The following is a 20065-nucleotide window of genomic DNA, read 5'->3' on the forward strand; positions in this document are numbered from 1 at the left end:
GCCGGCGATCGACGCGCCTCGCGCGGCTACGGCTTGCGGCCGATTCCGCCGGCCATGAGGCGCTGCCCGACCGTCAACGGGTGGCTCACCGGCTCGTCAGGCCGCCATTCGGGCAGGTAGACGACGCCCGGGTCCAGCAGTTCCAGTCCGCGGAAATACCCGGTTATCTCCTCCAGGGTGCGGAACCGCCCGGTGCCGAGATCCCGGAGCATGGCGTCCTCAAGCGCCACGGCGTCCGGGCTCGACGCGCAGAAATGAGTCAGGAAGAGATAGCTGCCTGACGGAACGGCGTCCAGGTAGGCGGYCACGATCCCGTCGGGGTCCTCATCATCRCCAAGATGGTGAATGACGCCGATAAGGAGCACACCCACCGGCTCGGACAGGTCGATGTGCTTGGAGACCTCGGGGCGGGCGAGAACGTCGGCCGGATCGCRCAGGTCGGCGGTGACCACGCTCGTGTTGTCGTTCTCGGCCAGCAGAGCACGTCCGTGCGCAAGGACGATCGGGTCGTATGGTGTCGGGTAGTGTGCACGGTGTCAGGGATCGGCAGYGACACCGACACCTAGGGTGGGTCACAGTGGGCGTGCTGGGCGCGGGTTGGGTCCGGGTGTCGACAGGCAGCCAGGATGAGACGTCGCAGGTCAAGATCCTTACGGAGGAGGCCGCGCAGCGGGGTATCACGATCGTTCGGTGGTTTCGGCTGCATGGGTACTCGGCTCAGGGGGCGCAGGAGCCGGCGTTGCGGGAGGCGATCGCCGAGATTGCGCGTGGCGACTATTCTGTTCTCATGGTGACGGAGTCCTCCCGGCTGGACCGGCGTGATGATCTGGATGCGCAGGCGGAGATTCTGTTGGGTATTCGGTCGGCGGGTGGTGACGTCGTGTCGATCGCTGAGCCTCAGTTCGGTAGGACGGATTTCGCGGGCCGTGTTGTGACGTTGGTGGCGCAGCACGCGAATTCGGAGAAGTCGAAGACGGTGCGGCGGACGACGTACCGGGGGATCTCGATGATTGTCGCGAACGGTGGGCATCATGGTCCGTTGCCGGCGTTCTGGGAGACCCGTGGGGATCGTTACGCGAAGCAGGCTTACTGTGTTGACCCGGACGCGGTGAGGGATATTTACCGGCGTGTCGCCGGCCGTGAGTCCCTGTCGTCGGTCGCTCGCGCTTATGATCTGTATCCGGCGTCGGTGAAGAACCTTGTGCGGTTTCCCGCGAATCACACGGGGGTGGTGGAATGCCGGTATACGTATGAGGGTGCGACCGAGGTGTGGGGGCATCGGGTTGCCCCGGTGGTCGAGTCGCCGTTGTGGTGGCGCGCGAACAACGTGCTCGCCACGAACATGACGGACGGACGGGGGAACAAGGGTGGCCGTCCGGTGGCGCGGCCCGCTAACTGGCTGAGCGGTGTTCTGGGGTGCCCGTCGTGCGGCGCGAAGCTGCACGTCCACGGCGGCCAGACTCCGGCGGGGAACCCGCGCGCGCCGAAGCTTCGGTGTGGTGGCCACGCGAAGCAGCGTCAGGCGTGTGGTGTTTTCACCGGCTGTGACGCCGGGCCGGTGATCGACGTGATTGATGCGATGCTGTCCGGTGATGTCACACCGGTGCTGGCGTTTGCGCGGGTGGCGGGGAACGCGCACGAACGGGACGAGATGCGGGCGGAACTCGCCAGGATTCAAAGCCGCCTATCCGTGACCGAGAATGATGACGATCTCGACAAGCTGGTCGCGAAGCGGAAGGACCTCAAAGCGGCGATCGACGGGTTTGTGGTGGTCCCGGACGTGTACGACTACGCGGAGACTGGGCAGACCGTCGGTGCGATGTGGGCGGCCGGTGACACCGACGTGAAGCGCGGAATGGTCCGCGCTATCAAGGAATCCTGGGGGTTGGCGCTGTCCGAGCACGGCGGCCACTGGGGAATCACAATGGGTACGGGATTCACCGGCGCAGGTGGCGCGGATGTGGTGGACCTAGGTAACGGGCTGTGCTTCCGCCGAGAAAGCACGCACGCGACGCGATAAAGCCGCTACAAAGCCCGGCCTAGGTATCCGCGCCGCCCGACGGTTCGTCGGGCGGCGCGGAAACGACAAGAACCGTTCTTCCGGCTTCGAGGTGGCGCAGCACGTCCGGTAGCCGGACGTCGCGGGCCGCGAGGACCACCACGGTCGCCTCTGGCGGTGCCTCGGTCGGGTCACCGTGCGGCGGTGGCGGTTCGCCGTGCGGTTCGGCCGGTGGGCGTTGCTCGGGGATCGCTGCGGCGGGTGGTGCGGTGGAGCTGGGACGGCGGACGGGGGACGGATCGACCACGGCACCTCACGCGACAAGGGCGCCCCGAGCCGGTAGGTGGGTACCGGTCGGGACGCGCGGTGCGGGGACACGGCGAAACAGGCCCTTACCAGCGGTACAACGTCAAACGTCAGCGTCCTATTCCAGATGCAGGCAAACACAGGCAAACGCGCCTATCGGGAGGTAGCGGGTAGCGGCTGTGTCCTGCCGTCGCACGCCCACGAGCCGATGGCTTACCCGATGCCCTCCGAAGCGATGCCCCGTGAAGCCGCCCAGCGTCCACGCAGACGGCCCAGCGCGGCCGGACGGCCATCGGTTTGGCCGGACGGCCATCGGTTCGGGGTTACGGCGCGGTGACGCTCTCAGGCCGCGCGGCCGTCCGTGTCCGCGTCGGCCCTCTCGGTCGGCGGGCGGCCTGGTCCTGAATGCGGCTCGCGCGTGGAGGCGGACGGGACGGCGGACACAAGGCGGATCGACCACGACACCTCACAGAACAGGCAGGGGAATTCGGCAGACAAACGCTAACCACACCATCCGCGACCGCCAACCCCGCGCGTTCCACCGGCCGCACCCGGCCAGCACCACGATTAGATAAGATGCCGAGTACGGCACTAAGTCTTGGCCTACTCAGGTACCCCCCACACACCCGCCACGCTGCACCAACGCGCCACCCTGGGTGTACCTACTAAGCAGGCCCTCCGTCAGGCCCCCYGTTAGGCCCCCCAATAGGGCATCGGACAGGACAACCGACAATCCGCGCATTTCCGGCAAATACGGCAAACGCATGTGTGCCAAATCACAGCGAAAAGGGATTCCCGGCGCGCCCGCTGGCATCCACGCCCGGTGCCGCTGTCAGACACAGTCGACAACCTTGGTTGTCGATGTCCGGTAGCGCGAGAACCCCACGGGTGCACCGTCGCCGCACCCGTGCCCACCGAGCCCGCTGGCGCACGCCAGCCCGACAACCCCGGTTGTCGCACAAGATCGCTGTGCGCTGGCGGTTCTGCCCAGCGTCACAGCGACGCTGCTTAGGCGCGGTAGGCCAGAAGGCGCCCCGCCGTGTGACCGGCAACGACCCGGGCCGGGGCGTTCCCGGGTAGCGGGTAGCGCCCGCCCGAGGCCGCCGCAGCCCCGTAGAGCCCGTTTCCGGGCTACACCCGCACCCGCCGCTACCCGCTACACCCCCGCATCAGCCCTGCTTACAGCCCACAATGCCGGTAGCGTCGACGGTAGCGCCACCGCTACACCCCCGCCACGCCGCTACACCCCCAAGGTGCTTGCGGAAACGCTTGCTTCCGCTATCTCCAGCAAGCAGATCGCGCGGAACGTCCGAACGCGCCGCGCTGGGTCAACGCGGTCAGGCGTCGCTGGGCGCGCTCGACACTCGGGCAGAGCAGCTTCCGCGACCCGGCTGGCGGTCAGGACGCGGCGGCTCGTCCAGGACGTCGAACCAGGGGCGAGACCGCGAAGCGTGAGCCCGCCGAGCAAGGCCATCGGATCAACGCTCCCGACCCCGGCGGCCGGGCCGACGACGCAGAAATAACGTGCCTCCAGCACCCAAGTCGGGGCAAGGCGGGGGGTTGCTGGCAGTCGCGCTGACCTGCGTCAACACGGCATGGCTGGTATCGGTCTGACCCCCCGTCTCTAGGACGGGGGGTCAGACCGATAGCCGTGCGGTGGGTGAGACCGACAGCCAGACCGCGTCGCCCAGTCAGACCGCGTCGCCGGCGGTGACGGCGTGGTCTGTCCGGATGTCGCCGGGTGCGGGCTGGTCGCTGTCGCTCTGGGTGGTACCCGTCCCTCGGTCGACAACGGGGGTTGTCGTGTCGGGCGGGCGTGGCGGTGTCGGCGTCCCGAATGGCACCGACAACTCAAGTTGTCGTGTCGGGGTCGGGCTTGGCCTTGGGGGGTCGTCCGCCGTGGCCGGGTCTGGCTCGCATCCACGCTTCGAAGGTCGAGAGGCGCCAGCGTGGGCGGTCGGGTACGGACTCGTCGTCCGGCGGGGGTAGCCGGCCCTGGTTCCGGTAGGACCGGAGCGTGACGGGCTTGATGCCGGCTCGCTCGGCCATCTCGCGATAGCCAAGCAGCGGGTCATCGTCGGGCATGGTGGGGGCTTTCTCCCTCGATCACGAGAAATCTAGAACGTGGCGTTCTATATTGGAGGTGTAGGCGGTTCCGGCGGGGTGTTCCCGCACCCACACCGGAACCTTGATCACAGACCTGTGCACAGACAGGACGGCAACCCATGTCCAATCTTCCTCCACACGAGCGCGCCGGCTGGCCCGGGCGGTGGCAGCCAGCGCGGATCGTGCCGCTTCCCGATGGTGATGTGGCGCTGCGGCTGCACGCGGGCGCCCCGGCGCGGGAGCTGGCGACGCTGGCCGGGATGCTGCCCTCGGCGTTCTACGTCACCCACCGGCCGGTCACACCCGGCGGCGCGGCGGTGGATCTGGTCTTCCGGGACAGCGCCGTGGGCGTCGCGGGCTCCTCGCCGTGGCGCACCCCGACCGTTCCGCCTCCCGACGCGGCGGCAGACGCGTTGACGGTGCCAGGCGACCTGTCGGGCTGGGTGCCCGATGTCGGCGCGGTGCCTGACCGTGGGATCACGCCGTACCAGTGCGCGCTGTGGGAGCTGCTCGCGGCGGCACCCGACAGCGCCTCAGGCGCCCGGATGGCGGGCCTCGTCTGGCGGCTGCCCCCGGAAACGGTCATGGTCCTTGCGGACCTGCTACGCGAACGACGCGCCCGACACTGACCACCCGACCGATCCGCCACGGCGGCCGGCACCCTTCTCGGGTACCGGCCGCCGTCGCCGTTTCAGCCGTGGCAACCACCCTCAGATCACCTTCAGCCGATCCCTCCGGACACACCGACGCACACCACCACAGCCCTGACCAGCGCTAGCAAGGCGCTTGCAAACGCAAGCGGCAGCCCATCGGAGTTGGGTGCTGATCGTGCGCGCGGTGACGTCGCGCGCCGAGCCTTGTCATGGGGAACGGTTGACCACTTGCGCCTCCCTGGCGCACCCTCCGCTTCCATGTCCCGATCCCTGCGTGGGCACGTCGGCTGGTGCGAGGCACGTATGGGGGTGCTGCCGATAGCGCTAGACTCGGCTGCCATGCGTCCGCTTCTCGTGTTGTGGGACATCGATCACACCCTGACCGAAAATCATGGTGTCAATAAGAAGATCTACGCGCTTGCTTTTGAGATGCTAACGGGCCAGCGCGCGGAACATCCTGCGCGAACGGACGGGCGCACCCAGCCAGAGATCATGCGGAATATGTTGCTTGCACATGGAGTAGAGTCGACTCTTGACTACGTTTCYCGCGTGTCGGCAGTCCTAGAATCCGCCACGTCGTCGAAGGCAAACGAATTGCGCGACCGTGGTCACGAACTRCCCGGCGCACGCGACGTGCTCACTGCACTCCAAGCTTCGCYGGGCGTAGTTCAGTCCGTCTTGACCGGAAACAWCAGGCCCAACGCCGTCATAAAGCTGTCTACCTTCAAGCTCGACGGATTTATCGATTTCGAGGTCGGTGGGTACGGTTCAGACGACGACGTAAGGGCAAATCTAGTCGGCGTCGCACAGGAGCGGGCAACAGCTAAATACGGCGTTAGGTTCCACAAGGCGAATACGGTCTTGATCGGGGACACGCCCCGCGACGTGCACGCAGGTCGGATTGGTGGCGCGCACGTGATAGCTGTTGCGACCGGCTCTGACACCATGGACGCATTGCGGGCCGAGGGTGCGGACATCGTGCTGCCGGATCTTCGGAACACTGCCGCCGCTGTAGATGCGGTCTCGACCTTTCGCACCTGATTCTTCTCAGATGACTATAGCTACTTGTTGACTTTCGCGACCGCGGCGCTGATTGCGGCGGCTCTCTGTCGCCAGAAGTTCGATTGTTCGACTGGCAGCGAAACTTCTTGGACGCGCTCAAAACTCCGGGTGTACATGTCAAAAAAATCCCCACCTTCCATTCGCCGCAGGTGAAGGATAGGGGCCATGTAGCCGTACATCCCGTAAACGTGCTGGTTTACCAGCATCTCGTCGTCGTACACGAATATTGAATTGTACAGCGTCTCCTTATGAAGCAAGAACTCTACCCCGGGCACTCCCGCCAGCGGCGCATAGTAAGAAAGCGCCATGYGGACGCGCGCGGGTATGGCGTCGAACAGTCTTTCCTCGATACCTCGCGTGATGCACTGCGGGCTGTCCGGGTCCGCCATAAGTATTCTTACCTGCGTACCGTTCTCAGCCTTGCGCCTGATGAGGTCGATTGATTCCGGGTTGCCTTCTGGCAGAAAAAGGCTTGCGTTCGCATAGAGCCAGATTCTCTGCGTCGCCGTTGCCATAAGGTCTAGCCATRGGTGACGAGGAACGTCGGAACGATGCGGGTAGAGTGTCACGATCTCCGCCTGAGAAACCGATTCGCGTTCCGCTTCGAACTCTGGCCACAGCCACGCGGGCGGAACACCGAGAATCTTGGCGGCACGGTATGCGGTGGTGCGGCGGGGCGTGATGTCTCTCATGATCCAGCGCTGAACGCTCTTGGGGTCGAGACCAAGTTCGTCCGCGAGCGAGCGTTCGTCGTAGTCGCTGCCTACAAGTGTGGCGCGTAGTCGTTCATTGGGCATGCGACCCCACCCTTCTCCGCCTGGGACGTTGCGGGACGTTGGCCGTCCAATGGTACGCCCCRCAACGCCCCGGTTACGCGGTGCCGACAACAGTGCAGAGTGCTGTTCGCTGACCAGCATGGGAGGCCAGGTACGGGCTCCCGCTTGACGGTATGGCTGTCGATCAGCCCTGAGGGAGCTGCCCGCGAGGGTGGGGCCGTCCGTCGATTCACGGTGCCCAACCCAACGGACAGGCTCAGCGACAGGGCAGGACCGGAAGATCGTCATCCCACCGGGAGCGGCTGACTGCGAGCAAGGTGGATTCATGATCGTGAGGTACGAACTCGGCAACGGAACCGACACATATGCGAGCGTCCCCGCGAGGATGGCCGATCAGGTGGGTAACCCTCAGGTGCTCGCGTGGTGCCTGCTGGACGTCCTTCCGGGTGCGGCCTGCATCGAGATCTGGGTTAACGGGAGATCCTTCCGGGACAAGCCGGACGCCGTGGCCAGACCACCCAAAGCGGAGAATGTCCCGTCACCTACCGAACTGGTTTTGGATATCGCTACCGCTATCCTGCTGGCCAGTGATCACGCCGACACCCAGACCGGCGCGCCCGCGTGGTTGACGCGGGGAAGGGCCAGYGTGCCCACCCGCGATGTCCTGCGCGGGCGCGCCACCCGCAAGTACCCGCCCGTTTAGGCCATGGAAGCGACCAGCGACGAGGGACGGGCATACGCGCCATCTGCGGACGAGTCAGACCGGCTGCCCCCGAGCGAACGACAGTGGGCGCACTTCCTGATCACTCAGCAGTATGAGACGCAACGTCGAGCACTACCGTCTGGCAAGACCAGAAAGCGGCGATCACCTTTCGCCGACATGTTCCCACAGGTCAACATCACGGCGCACTGAGACCACCGCTCACATCAGCGAACACGGGGCACGCGCGAAGCCGGGCACACCTTGAACAGCGGGGAAGATCGGGAATAATGGAAGCTATTCAGCAGTGGATCGTGATCGCGGAGACAGATGATGATGATGCGAGAATCGGGGGGGTTTTCACGTCGCATAGCCGTGCGGAGAGCGCGTCCCAACACCTTTTGGCGTACGGTCTTGTTGCCGAGGTCTATCCGATGCCGATGCAGGACCGGCTCGTGTTGTTCGCGGAGAATCGCGCCGAGGCAGAACAGGCGTGGGCGCGGCTTATCAACGCGGAGCTGCACTGACGGCTCTTTGCGATCGGGCCATGCCGGGTCTGCTTGCTCCAGTGAGCGTTTGCAAGCAGTCCTGCAAGCGTGGCGGGGGTGTAGGGGCGTGGCGGGGGTGTAGCGGCGGCGCGACCCCACGCGCTACCCGTGTCGCGGCCTTTGAGCTGGGACGATGCGGGGATGTAGCGGGTAGCGGCGGGGGCGTGGATGGCCCTGAAACCGGCTCACAGGGCCTGCGACTGCCCCGGCGGGCCGCTACCCGCTACACCCACGGCACACCCGAGCGACAACCATGGTTGTCGCGCCGCCCGATGCCGCAGCAGTGGCCGGGCGCGCTTGCTTCGGTGCTTCCTTTTGCAAGCATTCTGCTAGCGCAGGTCAGCATGACGCGGACGTGCCCGGGAGACAGGACGGCGATGATCCTAAGACTTAGCTACGGTCTAGGTGTGGAGGCCCGGGCCACCATTCCCACGCCCGGGGAAATGACTCCGGCGGAGGTGGCCGCCGGAGTTCTGGAGATGATGGCTGGCGTCATCAGGGTTCGGGTCTGGGAAGACGCGCTCAGCGTCACCGACGAGCCGTCGGCAGACGCCACGCGGGTTGAGCCCGCGCTCGATGTGGACCGGCTCCTAGAAAACGCGCACSCGGATATTTTGGCTGACGTGGCACTCATCTTGGATCTGGACGCCGGTCTATCTGCGATCGTGGGCGACCGGATGAGCGGCGAGCCGGTGCCGCCACGACGGTCGGACTTTGAATCCGGCCACTCTGCCGGTCCGTCGTATTCGGCCTTGATGGAAGGTCCGAAAATTGTCCCCCCTGTCTGATCACCAATCCCCCCGCCCCCCGCACGACCGAGGTTCCCCGACCATGAGGCAGGACGAGACGGTGACGATTGAGTTCACCGTTCACGTGACCACGAGCATCGACAAATGGTCGATCATGCTCGGTACCGAGCCCACCAGCGACGCGGTAGCCCGATCCGTCACCGCCTACTACCAGACCACCATCACGACCGCCGACCACTACGTCCCCGCCACCAGCGAGGCCGCCGGCCGAGTGCTCAGACTCCGGCACTGAGTCCGGGCCCCCCTCCCGTGGGGAAGACGTTTCGACGCGCTTACGTGCCCTCAGGGGCCACGGCGGGCAGATACGGCGAAGACCCCAGATCGCTCCGGGGACCCTCGGGCGCTTGCTCCCACAAGCGCCAGCAAGCGTTCTTGCAAGCACTTCGGGTGTAACCACACGGCGGGGGTGTAACTCCAGAGTTACACCGCCGGTTACGGTCTTATGGGCCATGAGCTGGGACGATGCGAAGGTGTAACAGGTAACCAGGGCGGCGAGGATGGCCCCGAAACCGGCCCTACGACGGCTACGATGGACCCGAGCCAGGGTTACCCGTTACCCCACGCCAGACCCCCAAGCGCGTGTGTACAACCCGACTTGCAACGGTCGTTGTCGACGTACACGACCTGGGCGTCCGGCGTCTGGCGCTGGGCCACCTGATGGGTGTTCTCGACGGTCGGYAGGCCCGAGCCGAGGTCGATGAACTGGCGGATTCCGGCCTCCCTGGTCAGGAAGGTCACGGCCCGGCGGAGGATCGCCYGGTTGTACCGGCCGACGTCGCCGATCTCGGGCACGATCCGCAGCGCCTCATCGGCGATGGCCCGGTCGACCTCGAAGTTGTCCTTGCCGCCGAGGACGGCGTCGTACACCCGGGCGATGCTCGGCCTGGTCACGTCGATCTCGGCTGGCTCCGCCAGCGCGCCGACGGCGCCGGACTCCTGCTGCTGGTCGGTCATCCAGGCCATCCCCGTCGTCGAGTCCCGGCCGCCGAGCGACCCGCACAGTGATCAGATGTCCACCTTGCGTGGATCACCACAGTTCTTACACCATCGGCACTTCGCTCCGACATGGACCCACCCTGACGGGTGACGGACGGGCTCGGCGGCGGGCCCGTCCATTCGCGCCCGGTGCCGCTGTGATTACCATGATCGCTGCCCCAGCTCCGCATGAGCACTCTCCCCCTCCTCCCCCCAGTCCGGTGACCGAATGACCCGCCAAGATCGGCCAGACAGGTCCCTTCAGACCCGCCCAATCCCGGATCACGGTCTGAGCCGATTCTGGACGTTGCCGTGCTCGCCGGATCAGTGGTTCCGGCGACACGGAAACGCACAGGCACGGGAGTGGCGGCCAGACTCGGCTTCGTGACGGTGTCGAGCGTGGCGGGTACCGCGGGTGCCGATGCTCGTGTGCGTGCCTGGACGGGCCGGCGGTACGGGCATGGATAGCGTCGCGAACCCGGTCCTGCTTGCGACGACGCGGTCGGGAACCGTCGAGTCCTGGCACCGCGGCGCGCTGGTTCTGCTCGACGTCGACGGCGCGGTCGAGGTCTCTTTCGGTTCGCCGGAGCGGCCCGTCTTCGCCCGTTCGGCTCTCAAGCCGATCCAGGCGGCCGCCATGGTCGACGCCGGCTACCCGGGGCGGGGCGAGCAGCTGGCCCTCGCCGCGGCCAGCCATGACGGCGAGCCCGTACATCGGCAGACGGTCAGGGCGATCCTGACGTCCGCGGGCCTGGACGAGGAGGCGCTGCTCTGCCCGCCGGCGTGGCCCGGCAACGAGGAGGCCCGCCTCCAGTGGGTCAGGCATGGTGGCGAGGCGTCGCCGATCTGCCATAACTGCTCGGGCAAGCACGCCGCGATGCTCGCGACGTGTCGCGCGGCCGGATGGGACACGAACACCTACCGGCTGCCGACGCATCCGCTGCAGGTCCTCATCTGTGAGGAGGTGGCGCGGTACGCCGGGGAGCCGGTCGCCGCGACGGCCGTCGACGGGTGTGGCGCGCCCGCGCACGCGATCAGTCTGATCGGGCTGGCGCGGTCCTTCGCCTCGCTGAGCCGGGCCGCGGACGGAGCAGACGGATCATCCGCCGTCCTCGTGTCCTCGGCGATGAGGGAACATCCCGTACACGTTGGGGGAACCGACCGGCCCATCACGCACCTCCTCGCGGACGTGCCGGGTCTGCTCGCCAAGGACGGCGCCGAGGCCGTGGTCGCCGCTTCGCTGCCCGATGGGCGGTCCTTCGCCGCCAAGCTCGACGACGGCGCCGCACGCGGGCTCGGACCAATGCTGGCCGCGGCGCTGAGCTACTGGCGTCGCGAAGGCCAGGCCGTCGAGCGGTGGCGAGCGGTCCCGGTCACCGGCGGCGGCGAGCAGGTAGGCGAACTCGGCTGGTCGGCGGATCTCCGCGCCGCGGTCGAGGGACCCGCCTCCCGCCGGTAGTCCGCGCCTGCTGGTAGTCCGCTTCCGCTGGTAGACCGCTTCGCTGGTAGACCGCACTCCACGAGGCCGGCCGCGGGGCGGGCGCCGCGACACCGCGTCGACCGCCGCCGGGATCGCCTCGGTCAGGTGCCCGCGACGTTGTTCACGAGCCGGTCGAGCTGCCGCTCGAGATCGACGATCTCCTGGTCGGCGAAGCCTTCGCGGAGGCGACGGTCGAAGTCGACGACGATCTCGCGTAGCCGCAGGAAGGCCTCCTCCCCCGCCGCGGTCAGCTCGACGGTCTGAACCCGGCGGTTCGCCGGGTCACGCCGCCGGACGACCAGGCCCTGGCCTTCGATCGCGTTGAGGTGGTGGGTGAGGGTCGCCTCCCGGATGCCCACGGCCCGGGCCAGCTCGCGCTGATTGGCCAGGGCGCCCCCCGTCTTGAGGTTCAGCAGCACCAGCCACAGCGGCATGGACCCCCCGCCGGCCGCCAGCGCCTCGTCGAACGCGCGGCTGACCATCCGGGCCGTCCGCGCCAGGTGGAGGCCGATGGGAGAGCGCGACGGGATCACGGGCCCAGCATACTCACACTTCGATGTCTAATGCTTTGACATCTAAACCTTAGATGCCTACGGTTGTCGCCATGAGCGCACACCCCGCCGAGACGCCCCGCCACTACCTGAAGCCGCCGTGGTTCGCCCGTGTCGTGGGCAACCGGATGGCGGCCCGCTTCCGCCCCGACGTCGTCTGGCAGCTCTCGGTCGACGGCTGGCAGAGCGGCCGCCGGCAACGGACCCCCGTCGCCGTCCTGGACCACGACGGCGATCGGTACCTCATCTCCGCCCGCGGCCAGACCGACTGGTCACTGAACCTGTCGGCCGCCGGCCGCGGCCAGCTCGACCACGGCGGCCGCACCGAGGACATCGAGGTCGCCGACGTCCCTGTGCCGGCCCGGCCGCCGCTGATCGACGCCTATCTCGCGAACTACGGCCGGATGCCCACCGTCGGCGCGTCGTTCCGCGCCCTGCCCGACCCGGCCGACCACCCGACATTCCGCATCACCCGCTCCGCGCCGCGGGCATGACCCTCGGCCGGCGCGCGTAGAAGACGGCGACCGGCGGCCACGGCATGCCTGGCACCGGCCAGCCAGCGGCGCCTCGGCGCCGTGCCGCGCCCGGCGTCAGGTCGTCGCGTAGGGTCTCAGCGCGGCACCGGCGTCCAGCAATCGCGCGCCCGGACTGGCGAGGCCAGGCACGCCGAACGCGCCAGCGCACGTGGCCGGGTCGGTGGTCGACAAGGAAATCCGAGAGGGAGTCCGATGATCTTCATCACCGCCAAATTCCGCGTCCGGCCGGAGGACGCGGACCGGTGGCCGGCCATTGTCGAGGATTTCACCCGGGCCACTCGGAGCGAGCCGGGCTGCCTCTGGTTCGACTGGTCACGCAGCATCGAGGACCCCACGGAATACGTTCTCGTCGAGGCGTTCCGGGACGACGCGGCCGCCGCCCACGTCCAGTCCGCGCACTTCCGGGCCGCCCAGCAGATGCTGCCCCAGCACCTGGCCGAAACCCCGCGCATCATCAACGCGTCCGTTCCGCAGGACGACTGGTCCCAGCTCGGCGAAATGGCCGTACCAGCACAGGACTGACCGCGCCTGCCCTGGGCCCGACCCGCGCCGCCCCGCCTGCCCCCTATGACGACGCGACACAATGGCGCCGGCCTGGCATGCCGCCCCGGCGGGCTCCCGGCTTGGTCGAAGCCGTCACCTTCCGGACCGGGATTCGGCCAGCCGTCTGGGCGACGAAAGGCCGCTCGTGGCCGACCAGCCTTGCACGGGCAGGGCACGGACGCCCGCGCGAGTGACGCGAGTGATCTGGTGGACTTTTGAGGGTCAGGACTCCGAAAATCCCACCGGATCATGAACCGGCCGTTCTCTCACAGGACCGTCGGCATCACCCTGGCCCTGAGATGCCAGACGGCCTCGGTTGATCATCGCCACCGTGTTGCCGTGGTCGAGAATCGGGTCAGATCACGACCGCGACAACACGGTTAGGGCGATCATGAATCGTCGCGACCGGGGGACGATCTTCGCTGCCGCGGCACCGCACCGGAGCGGGCCGACGCCACGTTGACGATCTGGCGGTGCGGGCCGCGGTCGGAGACCTCACTCCGAGCGGTTGAGGCGATCTTGGCGGTCGGCCCAGCGCTGGACGGGCCGACCGCCATCCGCTCGGTCGACACCCAGGACCCAGGCAGGGGCCATTGACCGGTACCGGCCACGGAGATGTGCGCCAATCCGGGACGGATTTCCGCGTCACCGGCGGTGGCCAATCCTGAGTATTTCGCGTCGGCCACAGCGTTTGTTCAGGTACGGCTAAGGTATGGCCCGCACTGTCGCGGTATGGCGCGTTGGTCCGGCCCTCGGACGGTATTGGGGCCGCGCGGCACCCTCGGCGTGCTGGCCGCCTGCGGTGTTCTCGTCGTCGCTCTGGTCGTCGCGGTCGTCGCGCTCGCGCTGCGGCCGGGTGACAACTCGGAGGCGCTCCCMAGCCCGGCCGTCTCGGCGAGCCCCACCGCGAACAGGACTCCCAGCGTCGCGGACATCTACCAGCGGATCGGGCCGTCGGTGGTTGTCATCCAGATGGCCGACGGATCGCTCGGCTCGGGCGTGATCGCCGCCGATGACGGCACGGTCCTCACCGCGAACCATGTCATCGCCGACGGCGGCGCCATCAGCCTCCGCTTCGCCGATGGCACCACCTCCGCCGCCACGGTGGCGTCGGCGGACCCGAAGAACGACATCGCGACGCTCACCCCGGCGACCCTGCCGCAGCCCGTGGTACCGGCGACGCTCGGCGGCCAGGTCGAGGTCGGCGGGGAGGTCGTCGCGGTCGGTAACCCCCTGGGGCTGGACTACAGCGTCTCCTCCGGCGTCATCTCCGGTGTGGACCGCACCGCCCCCACGGACAGTGGCACGTTCACCGGCCTCATCCAGTTCGACGCCTCGGTGAATCCGGGCAGCTCCGGCGGCCCGCTCCTCGACGCGAACGGCCTGGTCGTCGGAATCGTCGTCTCCATCGCGGACCCGGGCCATGACGACGCGTTCGCCGGGATCGGCTTCGCCGTGCCCATCGGCAGCGCGCTCGGCGGCGGCAACGGGCCCGGCGACGGTCGCGGACCGCAGATCTGACATCACGGAAGGTATCGAAAGATAACGATGTCGAACCAGGACGAGGTCGAGCGGCGGTACCTGAGCCTGATGGGGTCCAAGAACGACGGCGCCCAGAAACCGGCCGACGGGAACAACGGGAACACCGCACCCGTGGCGCCCACGCCGACGGGCGCGACGGGCGCGACGGGCGCGACGAGCGCGACGGGCGMGACGGCCCGCATGGCGGCACCCGCCACGCCAGCTGCCGCGACCGCCGTGATCTCCTCCGCGAGCCCGCTCGAGCAGGTGCTGTTCGAGGTCAAGCGCACGATCGTCGGGCAGGACGTGCTGCTGGAGCGGATGGCGATCGGCCTGCTCTCCGGCGGTCACCTACTCGTCGAGGGCGTGCCGGGACTGGCCAAGACGCTGGCGGTGAAGTCGCTGGCCGGTGCGATCGGTGGGCAGTTCCAGCGCATCCAGTTCACGCCGGACCTGCTGCCCGCCGACCTGGTGGGCACCCGGGTCTACCGGCAGCACACCGGCGAGTTCGAGACCTCGCTCGGCCCGGTCTTCACCAACCTGCTGCTGGCCGACGAGATCAACCGGGCCCCGGCGAAGGTACAGAGCGCGCTGCTGGAGGTGATGCAGGAGCGTCAGGTGACCATCGGGCGCGACACCTTCCACGTCCCCGACCCGTTCCTGGTGATGGCGACCCAGAACCCGATCGAGTCCGAGGGCACCTATCCGCTGCCGGAGGCCCAGGTCGACCGTTTCATGATGAAGGTCGTCGTGCGTTACCCGACGGCGGTGGAGGAGAACGCCATCGTCGACCGGGCGCTGCGGYCGCCCGAGGCGTCCCAGGCGATCCTCTCCCCCGAGGACCTGGTGCGGATGCGGGCGGGCGTCCAGGCCGTGTACGTCGACCCGGCCATCGTCGACTACGCGGTGCGGCTGGTCACGGCCACCCGCTCGCCGGGAACGGTGGGGCTCGGCCAGCTGGAGCGCTACGTCAGCTACGGCGCCAGCCCGCGCGCGTCGATCAACCTGGTGCTGGGCGCCCGGGCGCTGGCGTACCTGCGGGGCAGGGACTACGCCGTGCCGCACGACCTGCGCGAGCTCGCCCCCGACGTGCTGCGCCACCGCGTCGTGCTGTCGTACGAGGCGCTGGCGGACGACGTCGATCCCGACACGGTCATCGCCGGCGTCCTCGCGGCCGTGTCGATGCCCGAGGTCCCGCTGCGGGACCGGTGAGCCGCGCGATGACGAGCGCGCCTGACCGGCTGCTGCTGCGCCTGGAGTGGCGGGTGATCCGCCGCCTCGACGGGCGGGTGCTGGGCTCCTACCGGACGGCGTACCGCGGCGCGGGCCTCGACTTCGCCGGCCTGCGCGCCTACGTCGAGGAGGACGACGCCCGCCGCATCGACTGGAACGCGACCGCCCGGCTCGACGAGCCGCAGGTGCGCGAGTTCACCGAGGACCGCGAGCTGACCCTGTGGCTCGTCCTCGACCGGTCGGCGTCGATGACGGTGGGCACCCCGGGCCGCGCGAAGCATGACGTGCTGGCCGACCTCGCGATGACCCTGGCCAGGCTGTTCGGCCGCGGCGGCAACCGGGTCGGCGCGCTGCTGCACGACGGCGTCGCGACGCGGGTCGTGCCGCCGGGCACCGGGCGCGGCCACGTGCTGCGCATCGGCCACGAGCTGGACCGCACGGCCACCGCGCCTCCGACGGCGGCCCCCACCGACTTCGCCGCGATGCTGGCGGCCGTCGCGTCGCTCGCGCGGCGCCGGTCGCTGATCATCGTCGTCTCCGACTTCATCGGCACCGGTGCGTGGGAGCGGCCGCTGCTGCGCCTCGCGCACCGGCACGACGTCGTGGCGCTGCGCGTCGTGGACGCGGCCGACGACGACCTGCCGGAGGCCGGGCTCGTCCTCGTCGAGGACGCGGAGACCGGCGAGCAGATGCTCGTCGACTCCAGCGACCCGCTGTTCCGGGCCCGGTTGCGCGACGCGGTGGAGGAGCGTGAGGCCGAGATGGCGGGCCGCATGCGCCGGGCCGGGGTGCCGCTGCACCGGATCGACACCGACCGGGACCTGCTCACCTCCCTGGTCGGGGTCGTCGCCAGCACCCAGTGGAGGCGTGCGTGAGCCTTGCCGTTCCCTGGCTGCTTGTCCTCGGCGGGCTCGTCGTCGCGGCGCTGGCCGTCGCCACCGTGAAGGCGTCCCGTCGGCGGCGGGCGGCGCTCGCGGCGGCGGGCGTGGCCACCGCCGCGGGACGGCGCGCTCCCCAGCTCGGCCTCTGGCTGAGCCTCGCGGGCATCGCGGTGCTGTCGGTCGCGGCGGCGGGGCCGGCGGCGTCCGTCCCGGTCTCCCGCGCCGCGGGAACGGTGATCGTCGCCATGGACGTGTCGAACAGCATGTCCGCGACCGACGTCGAACCGACCCGGCTGGACGCGGCGAAGAAGGCCGCGACCGCGTTCGTCGACGCCCAGCCCGGCAGCGTCAACGTCGGCGTCGTCGCCTTCCAGAACGGCGGGATCACCACCCATCTCCCCAGCGCCGAGCACGGGGAGGCCGAGGCCGCGATCGACCGCCTGAGCGTCACCGGCGGCACGTCGCTCGCCGACGCGCTGCTCACCTCGCTCTCGGCGATCACAGGCAGGACCGTCCGGCTGGGACGGGACGGCACCGTGCCCGACATCGGCTACTGGAGCTCGGCGACCATCGTGCTGTTCTCCGACGGCGAGGACCGCGGCGACGCCGACGCCACCGAGGCCGCCGCGAGCGCCGCCGAGGCCGCGGGCGTGCACGTCGAGACGGTCGGCGTCGGCACCGCGGACGGCGGCGTCGTCACCGTCGACGGCTACCGGCTGCACACCGCGCTGGACGAGGACACGTTGAAGGCCATCGCCCAGACGACCGGTGGCACCTACCACCCCGCGTCGGACGCACCCCAGCTCGACGGCGTCGCGTCGACCATCGACCTGCGGCTGACCACCCACAACGAGGACCTTCCGCTGGCCGGGGCGTTCACCGCGTTCGCGGTCCTTCTGCTGGCCGCCGGCGGAGTCCTCACCGTGACGCGCACCGGAAGGCTCGTCTGATGTCCTTCACCTGGCCATGGGCGCTGCTGACGCTGCTGGCCATACCGCTGCTGCCGGCGGTCGCCTGGTGGGCGCGGCGGCGGCGCCGGCGCGCCGCGGTGCGCGTCACGTCGGTGGCGCTGGTCCGCGTCGCCCTGCCGGGCCGGACGCTGTGGCGGCGACGCGTTCCCGTCGCCCTGCTGCTCGTCGGGCTGGCCGCGCTCGGCCTCGGCGCGGCCCGCCCGCAGGCGACCGTGCCGGTCACGTCCAACTCGACGACGATCCTGCTGGCGCTGGACGTCTCCGGCTCGATGTGCTCCACGGACGTGTCCCCGAACCGGCTCACCGCCGCCGAGAAGGCGGCCGCCGACTTCATCAGGGCACAGCCGGGTGGCTCCCGCATCGGCCTGGTCACCTTCGCGGGCGTCGCGGGACTACTCGTCCCGCCGACCGACGACACCGGCAAGCTGCTGGCGGCACTGAAGACCCTGACGACGTCGCGTGGCACCGCCATCGGCCAGGGAATCCTCGCGTCCATCGACGCGATCGCCGACGTCGACCCGTCGGTCCCCCCGACCGGGGTGAACCTCGACGGCGGCGGCGGCGCCGGCGCGGCGTACGCGGCCGACGTCATCGTCGTGCTCACCGACGGCGCGAACACCCAGGGCGTCGACCCGGCGACCGCGGCGAAGGAGGCCGCGGCGCGCCGCCTGCGCGTCTACACGATCGGTTTCGGCACGACGACACCGTCGACGTTGGTGTGCAGCAGCTCGCAGGCCGGCGACAGCCCGTTCGGCGGCGGCTTCGGCGGGGGCTTCGGCGGCGGGGGCGGCTTCGGCGGCGGGGGCGGTCGGTTCGGCGACCGCAACCCGCGGATCATCGACGAGGACGCGCTGCGGCAGGTCGCCGGCGCCACCGGCGGCACCTACTACCGGGCGCAGAACGCGGGCCAGCTTCAGGACGCGCTGTCCGCCCTCCCCCACAACATCACCGTGACCCATCGGCACAAGGACATCGCCGCCCTGTTCGCCGGCATCGGCGGCCTGCTCATCGCCGCCGCCATCGCGCTTTCTCTGTGGTGGAACCGGGTACGCCAGCCACCGGGCAGACCGCGGCCGGCGGAGAACTCCAGCTGACGGGCCTCGGGCGGGGCGCCGGTATCAGGTGGCTCGGCGGTTCGGCGGCCTGGTGGCTCGCTGGCCGAGTGGAGCCTGATACCGGCGCCGTCAGGAATCCGGGCGCCCGAGCCTTCTGCTGGTGCCGGGTCCGCCAAGATCGGCCCGCCGACCTGACCGCTGTTTGGGCCCTGAAATGGTCGCGAACCCGCCACGATTACCACCCGTCGAGGACCAAAACGGCGATCTTCCCATGCCAAGACGGGGCCGGCGTCGCCTAATGCGGCACTAGATCCCGTCGTCGTCCACGGGTACTTCGGTGAGGTAGTTGTTGGAGAGCAGGTACTGGGTCTGGAGGTTCCCGGTCGCCGGGTCGCACTGAGGTGAGCCCTCCGATCCCGGAATCAGCGAGCAGACCAACTGGTACTGCACGCCGTCACCGGACTGGTCGAACCACGGGCGAATCGCCCCTCCGTAGACGGAGAACGGGCGTACCACCTGGTAGACGTGGTAGTTGCACCCGCCCGGGTTCGCGGGGTCGTTCAGGTTGGTCGGTGGGAGGGACCGGTCCTCGTAGTCCGTTCCGCGCGGGGCGAGAAAGCTGCCGGTCGGCCGGCCGAAGCGGTCGATCTGCTGGCCCGGGGCCAGCGACTGCACGGAGCGGATCGGCGAGCCGTCGGTGTTGAGGTAGAAGCCGTTCTGCGGCGGGTACATCCAGTTCCCCGGGGTGGCCGGGTACGGGGAGAAGCTCGCCGAGGGGTCCCACCAGGTCGCCAGGAACTGGCGCGTCGGCTCATCGCCGGTTCTGGAGTAGTCACTGACCTGTTCGCCGACCTCGCCGAAGAACGGGAGCTTCGCCGGCCCAAGACGAGGATCGTTCTGGTACGACGCCGCCGAACACTGGTCGAAGGGATCGATCAGCGACCGGAGGTCGTCGACCGCGACCGGCACCCCGTCCGCCGTGCCCTCCGCGGCCAACGCCCCGTCCGACGTCTCCTCCGCGACCGGCGCCGCGCCCGCTGTATCGACCGCGGCCGAGGCCATACCCGCCGTGCCGAAAAGCAGCCCCCCGGCCAGCAGTGAGACAAGCGTCTTGCGATAACGCACTCGTTCCTCCCTGGAGTGATCACGCCGGCGTGACGACTCCGGAGAGTAGTTAAAAGATCTCCGACCTCGCGGTCAGGTCGGACTGAGCGCAATGTGCCGCGTGTCGTCGCTTTAAGGCTCGCCAAGGTTGACGTGGGAGGATTTTCCTCATCACGACGGCGAAACACGGACAGCGGTCCATATGCGGCGTTGTCAAAAGCGGAATGCGGGGTTGTCGAGGGGGAATGCCGAGTTC

Annotated in this window: 21 protein-coding genes; 15 read left to right on the forward strand and 6 right to left on the reverse strand. The window is 68.9% G+C overall.

Features of this window, described 5'->3' with window-relative positions; all coding sequences use genetic code 11:
* Positions 1-26 precede the first annotated feature (26 nt).
* Positions 27-503, reverse strand: coding sequence for an SAM-dependent methyltransferase (locus BL253_RS28990; protein WP_274535265.1), 477 nt, complete (start codon positions 501-503; stop codon positions 27-29).
* A 74-nt stretch (positions 504-577) separates the two neighbouring features.
* Here BL253_RS28990 and BL253_RS28995 point away from each other — a divergent pair, with 74 nt between their 5' ends.
* Positions 578-2020: a recombinase family protein gene (locus BL253_RS28995; protein ID WP_076820488.1), complete on the forward strand. Its 1443-nt coding sequence runs from the start codon at positions 578-580 to the stop codon at positions 2018-2020.
* 2136 nt (positions 2021-4156) lie between these two features.
* Here BL253_RS28995 and BL253_RS29005 read toward each other — a convergent pair.
* A complete protein-coding gene (locus BL253_RS29005; protein WP_076820490.1) occupies positions 4157-4390 on the reverse strand; it encodes a helix-turn-helix transcriptional regulator in 234 nt (77 codons plus the stop codon).
* Positions 4391-4530: 140 nt separating this feature from the next.
* Between BL253_RS29005 and BL253_RS29010 the strand changes: the two genes are divergently transcribed.
* Together BL253_RS29010 and BL253_RS29015 are read left to right on the forward strand one after the other, a co-directional pair.
* On the forward strand, positions 4531-5040 hold the full coding sequence (locus BL253_RS29010) for a hypothetical protein (RefSeq protein WP_076820491.1): 510 nt from the start codon (positions 4531-4533) through the stop codon (positions 5038-5040).
* 327 nt (positions 5041-5367) lie between these two features.
* Positions 5368-6105, forward strand: a complete 738-nt coding sequence (locus tag BL253_RS29015; RefSeq protein ID WP_198946439.1) for an HAD family hydrolase — start codon at positions 5368-5370, stop codon at positions 6103-6105.
* Positions 6106-6125: 20 nt separating this feature from the next.
* Here the strand turns inward: BL253_RS29015 and BL253_RS29020 are convergent, their stop codons facing one another.
* Complete coding sequence (locus BL253_RS29020; RefSeq protein ID WP_076820492.1) at positions 6126-6923, reverse strand: helix-turn-helix domain-containing protein; 798 nt, start codon at positions 6921-6923, stop codon at positions 6126-6128.
* 304 nt (positions 6924-7227) lie between these two features.
* Between BL253_RS29020 and BL253_RS29025 the strand changes: the two genes are divergently transcribed.
* The 4 genes from BL253_RS29025 to BL253_RS29040 all read left to right on the forward strand — a co-directional run bounded on the left by BL253_RS29025 (position 7228) and on the right by BL253_RS29040 (position 9191).
* Complete coding sequence (locus BL253_RS29025; RefSeq protein ID WP_076820493.1) at positions 7228-7605, forward strand: hypothetical protein; 378 nt, start codon at positions 7228-7230, stop codon at positions 7603-7605.
* A gap of 287 nt (positions 7606-7892) precedes the next feature.
* The gene (locus BL253_RS29030) at positions 7893-8129 is read left to right on the forward strand and encodes a hypothetical protein (protein WP_076820494.1); all 237 of its coding nucleotides are present in this window, start codon (positions 7893-7895) and stop codon (positions 8127-8129) included.
* Between the two features lie 428 nt (positions 8130-8557).
* On the forward strand, positions 8558-8938 hold the full coding sequence (locus BL253_RS29035; protein WP_076820495.1) for a hypothetical protein: 381 nt from the start codon (positions 8558-8560) through the stop codon (positions 8936-8938).
* A 43-nt stretch (positions 8939-8981) separates the two neighbouring features.
* Positions 8982-9191 carry a hypothetical protein gene (locus BL253_RS29040; protein ID WP_076820496.1) on the forward strand — a complete coding sequence of 70 codons (210 nt, stop codon included), beginning with the start codon at positions 8982-8984 and terminating at the stop codon, positions 9189-9191.
* Between the two features lie 314 nt (positions 9192-9505).
* Here the strand turns inward: BL253_RS29040 and BL253_RS29045 are convergent, their stop codons facing one another.
* Positions 9506-9913, reverse strand: coding sequence for an SAM-dependent methyltransferase (locus BL253_RS29045; RefSeq protein WP_081438806.1), 408 nt, complete (start codon positions 9911-9913; stop codon positions 9506-9508).
* A gap of 481 nt (positions 9914-10394) precedes the next feature.
* Between BL253_RS29045 and BL253_RS29050 the strand changes: the two genes are divergently transcribed.
* On the forward strand, positions 10395-11393 hold the full coding sequence (locus BL253_RS29050; RefSeq protein ID WP_076820497.1) for an asparaginase: 999 nt from the start codon (positions 10395-10397) through the stop codon (positions 11391-11393).
* Between the two features lie 122 nt (positions 11394-11515).
* Here the strand turns inward: BL253_RS29050 and BL253_RS29055 are convergent, their stop codons facing one another.
* On the reverse strand, positions 11516-11896 hold the full coding sequence (locus tag BL253_RS29055; protein ID WP_081438807.1) for a MarR family winged helix-turn-helix transcriptional regulator: 381 nt from the start codon (positions 11894-11896) through the stop codon (positions 11516-11518).
* A 122-nt stretch (positions 11897-12018) separates the two neighbouring features.
* On the opposite strand from BL253_RS29055, the gene BL253_RS29060 reads away from it, so the two are divergent.
* From BL253_RS29060 to BL253_RS29090, 7 genes are all read left to right on the forward strand, one after another.
* Positions 12019-12459: a nitroreductase/quinone reductase family protein gene (locus BL253_RS29060; protein ID WP_076820499.1), complete on the forward strand. Its 441-nt coding sequence runs from the start codon at positions 12019-12021 to the stop codon at positions 12457-12459.
* A gap of 234 nt (positions 12460-12693) precedes the next feature.
* On the forward strand, positions 12694-13023 hold the full coding sequence (locus BL253_RS29065; RefSeq protein WP_076820500.1) for a putative quinol monooxygenase: 330 nt from the start codon (positions 12694-12696) through the stop codon (positions 13021-13023).
* Between the two features lie 783 nt (positions 13024-13806).
* Positions 13807-14565, forward strand: a complete 759-nt coding sequence (locus BL253_RS29070; RefSeq protein ID WP_241835254.1) for a S1C family serine protease — start codon at positions 13807-13809, stop codon at positions 14563-14565.
* 27 nt (positions 14566-14592) lie between these two features.
* The gene (locus tag BL253_RS29075; RefSeq protein WP_198946440.1) at positions 14593-15777 is read left to right on the forward strand and encodes an AAA family ATPase; all 1185 of its coding nucleotides are present in this window, start codon (positions 14593-14595) and stop codon (positions 15775-15777) included.
* Positions 15778-15785: 8 nt separating this feature from the next.
* Entirely contained in the window at positions 15786-16673 is an 888-nt protein-coding gene (locus tag BL253_RS29080) for a DUF58 domain-containing protein (protein WP_076820530.1), read from the forward strand.
* Positions 16670-17629, forward strand: a complete 960-nt coding sequence (locus BL253_RS29085; RefSeq protein ID WP_076820502.1) for a VWA domain-containing protein — start codon at positions 16670-16672, stop codon at positions 17627-17629. Before BL253_RS29080 ends, BL253_RS29085 begins: the two co-directional genes overlap by 4 nt.
* Positions 17629-18744: a vWA domain-containing protein gene (locus tag BL253_RS29090; protein ID WP_076820503.1), complete on the forward strand. Its 1116-nt coding sequence runs from the start codon at positions 17629-17631 to the stop codon at positions 18742-18744. Before BL253_RS29085 ends, BL253_RS29090 begins: the two co-directional genes overlap by 1 nt.
* A 267-nt stretch (positions 18745-19011) precedes the next feature.
* Here the strand turns inward: BL253_RS29090 and BL253_RS29095 are convergent, their stop codons facing one another.
* Positions 19012-19830, reverse strand: coding sequence for a TNT domain-containing protein (locus tag BL253_RS29095; RefSeq protein WP_076820504.1), 819 nt, complete (start codon positions 19828-19830; stop codon positions 19012-19014).
* Positions 19831-20065 lie beyond the last annotated feature (235 nt).

Origin of the sequence: Pseudofrankia asymbiotica (genome assembly GCF_001983105.1) — a bacterium.
Classification (GTDB): domain Bacteria; phylum Actinomycetota; class Actinomycetes; order Frankiales; family Frankiaceae; genus Pseudofrankia; species Pseudofrankia asymbiotica.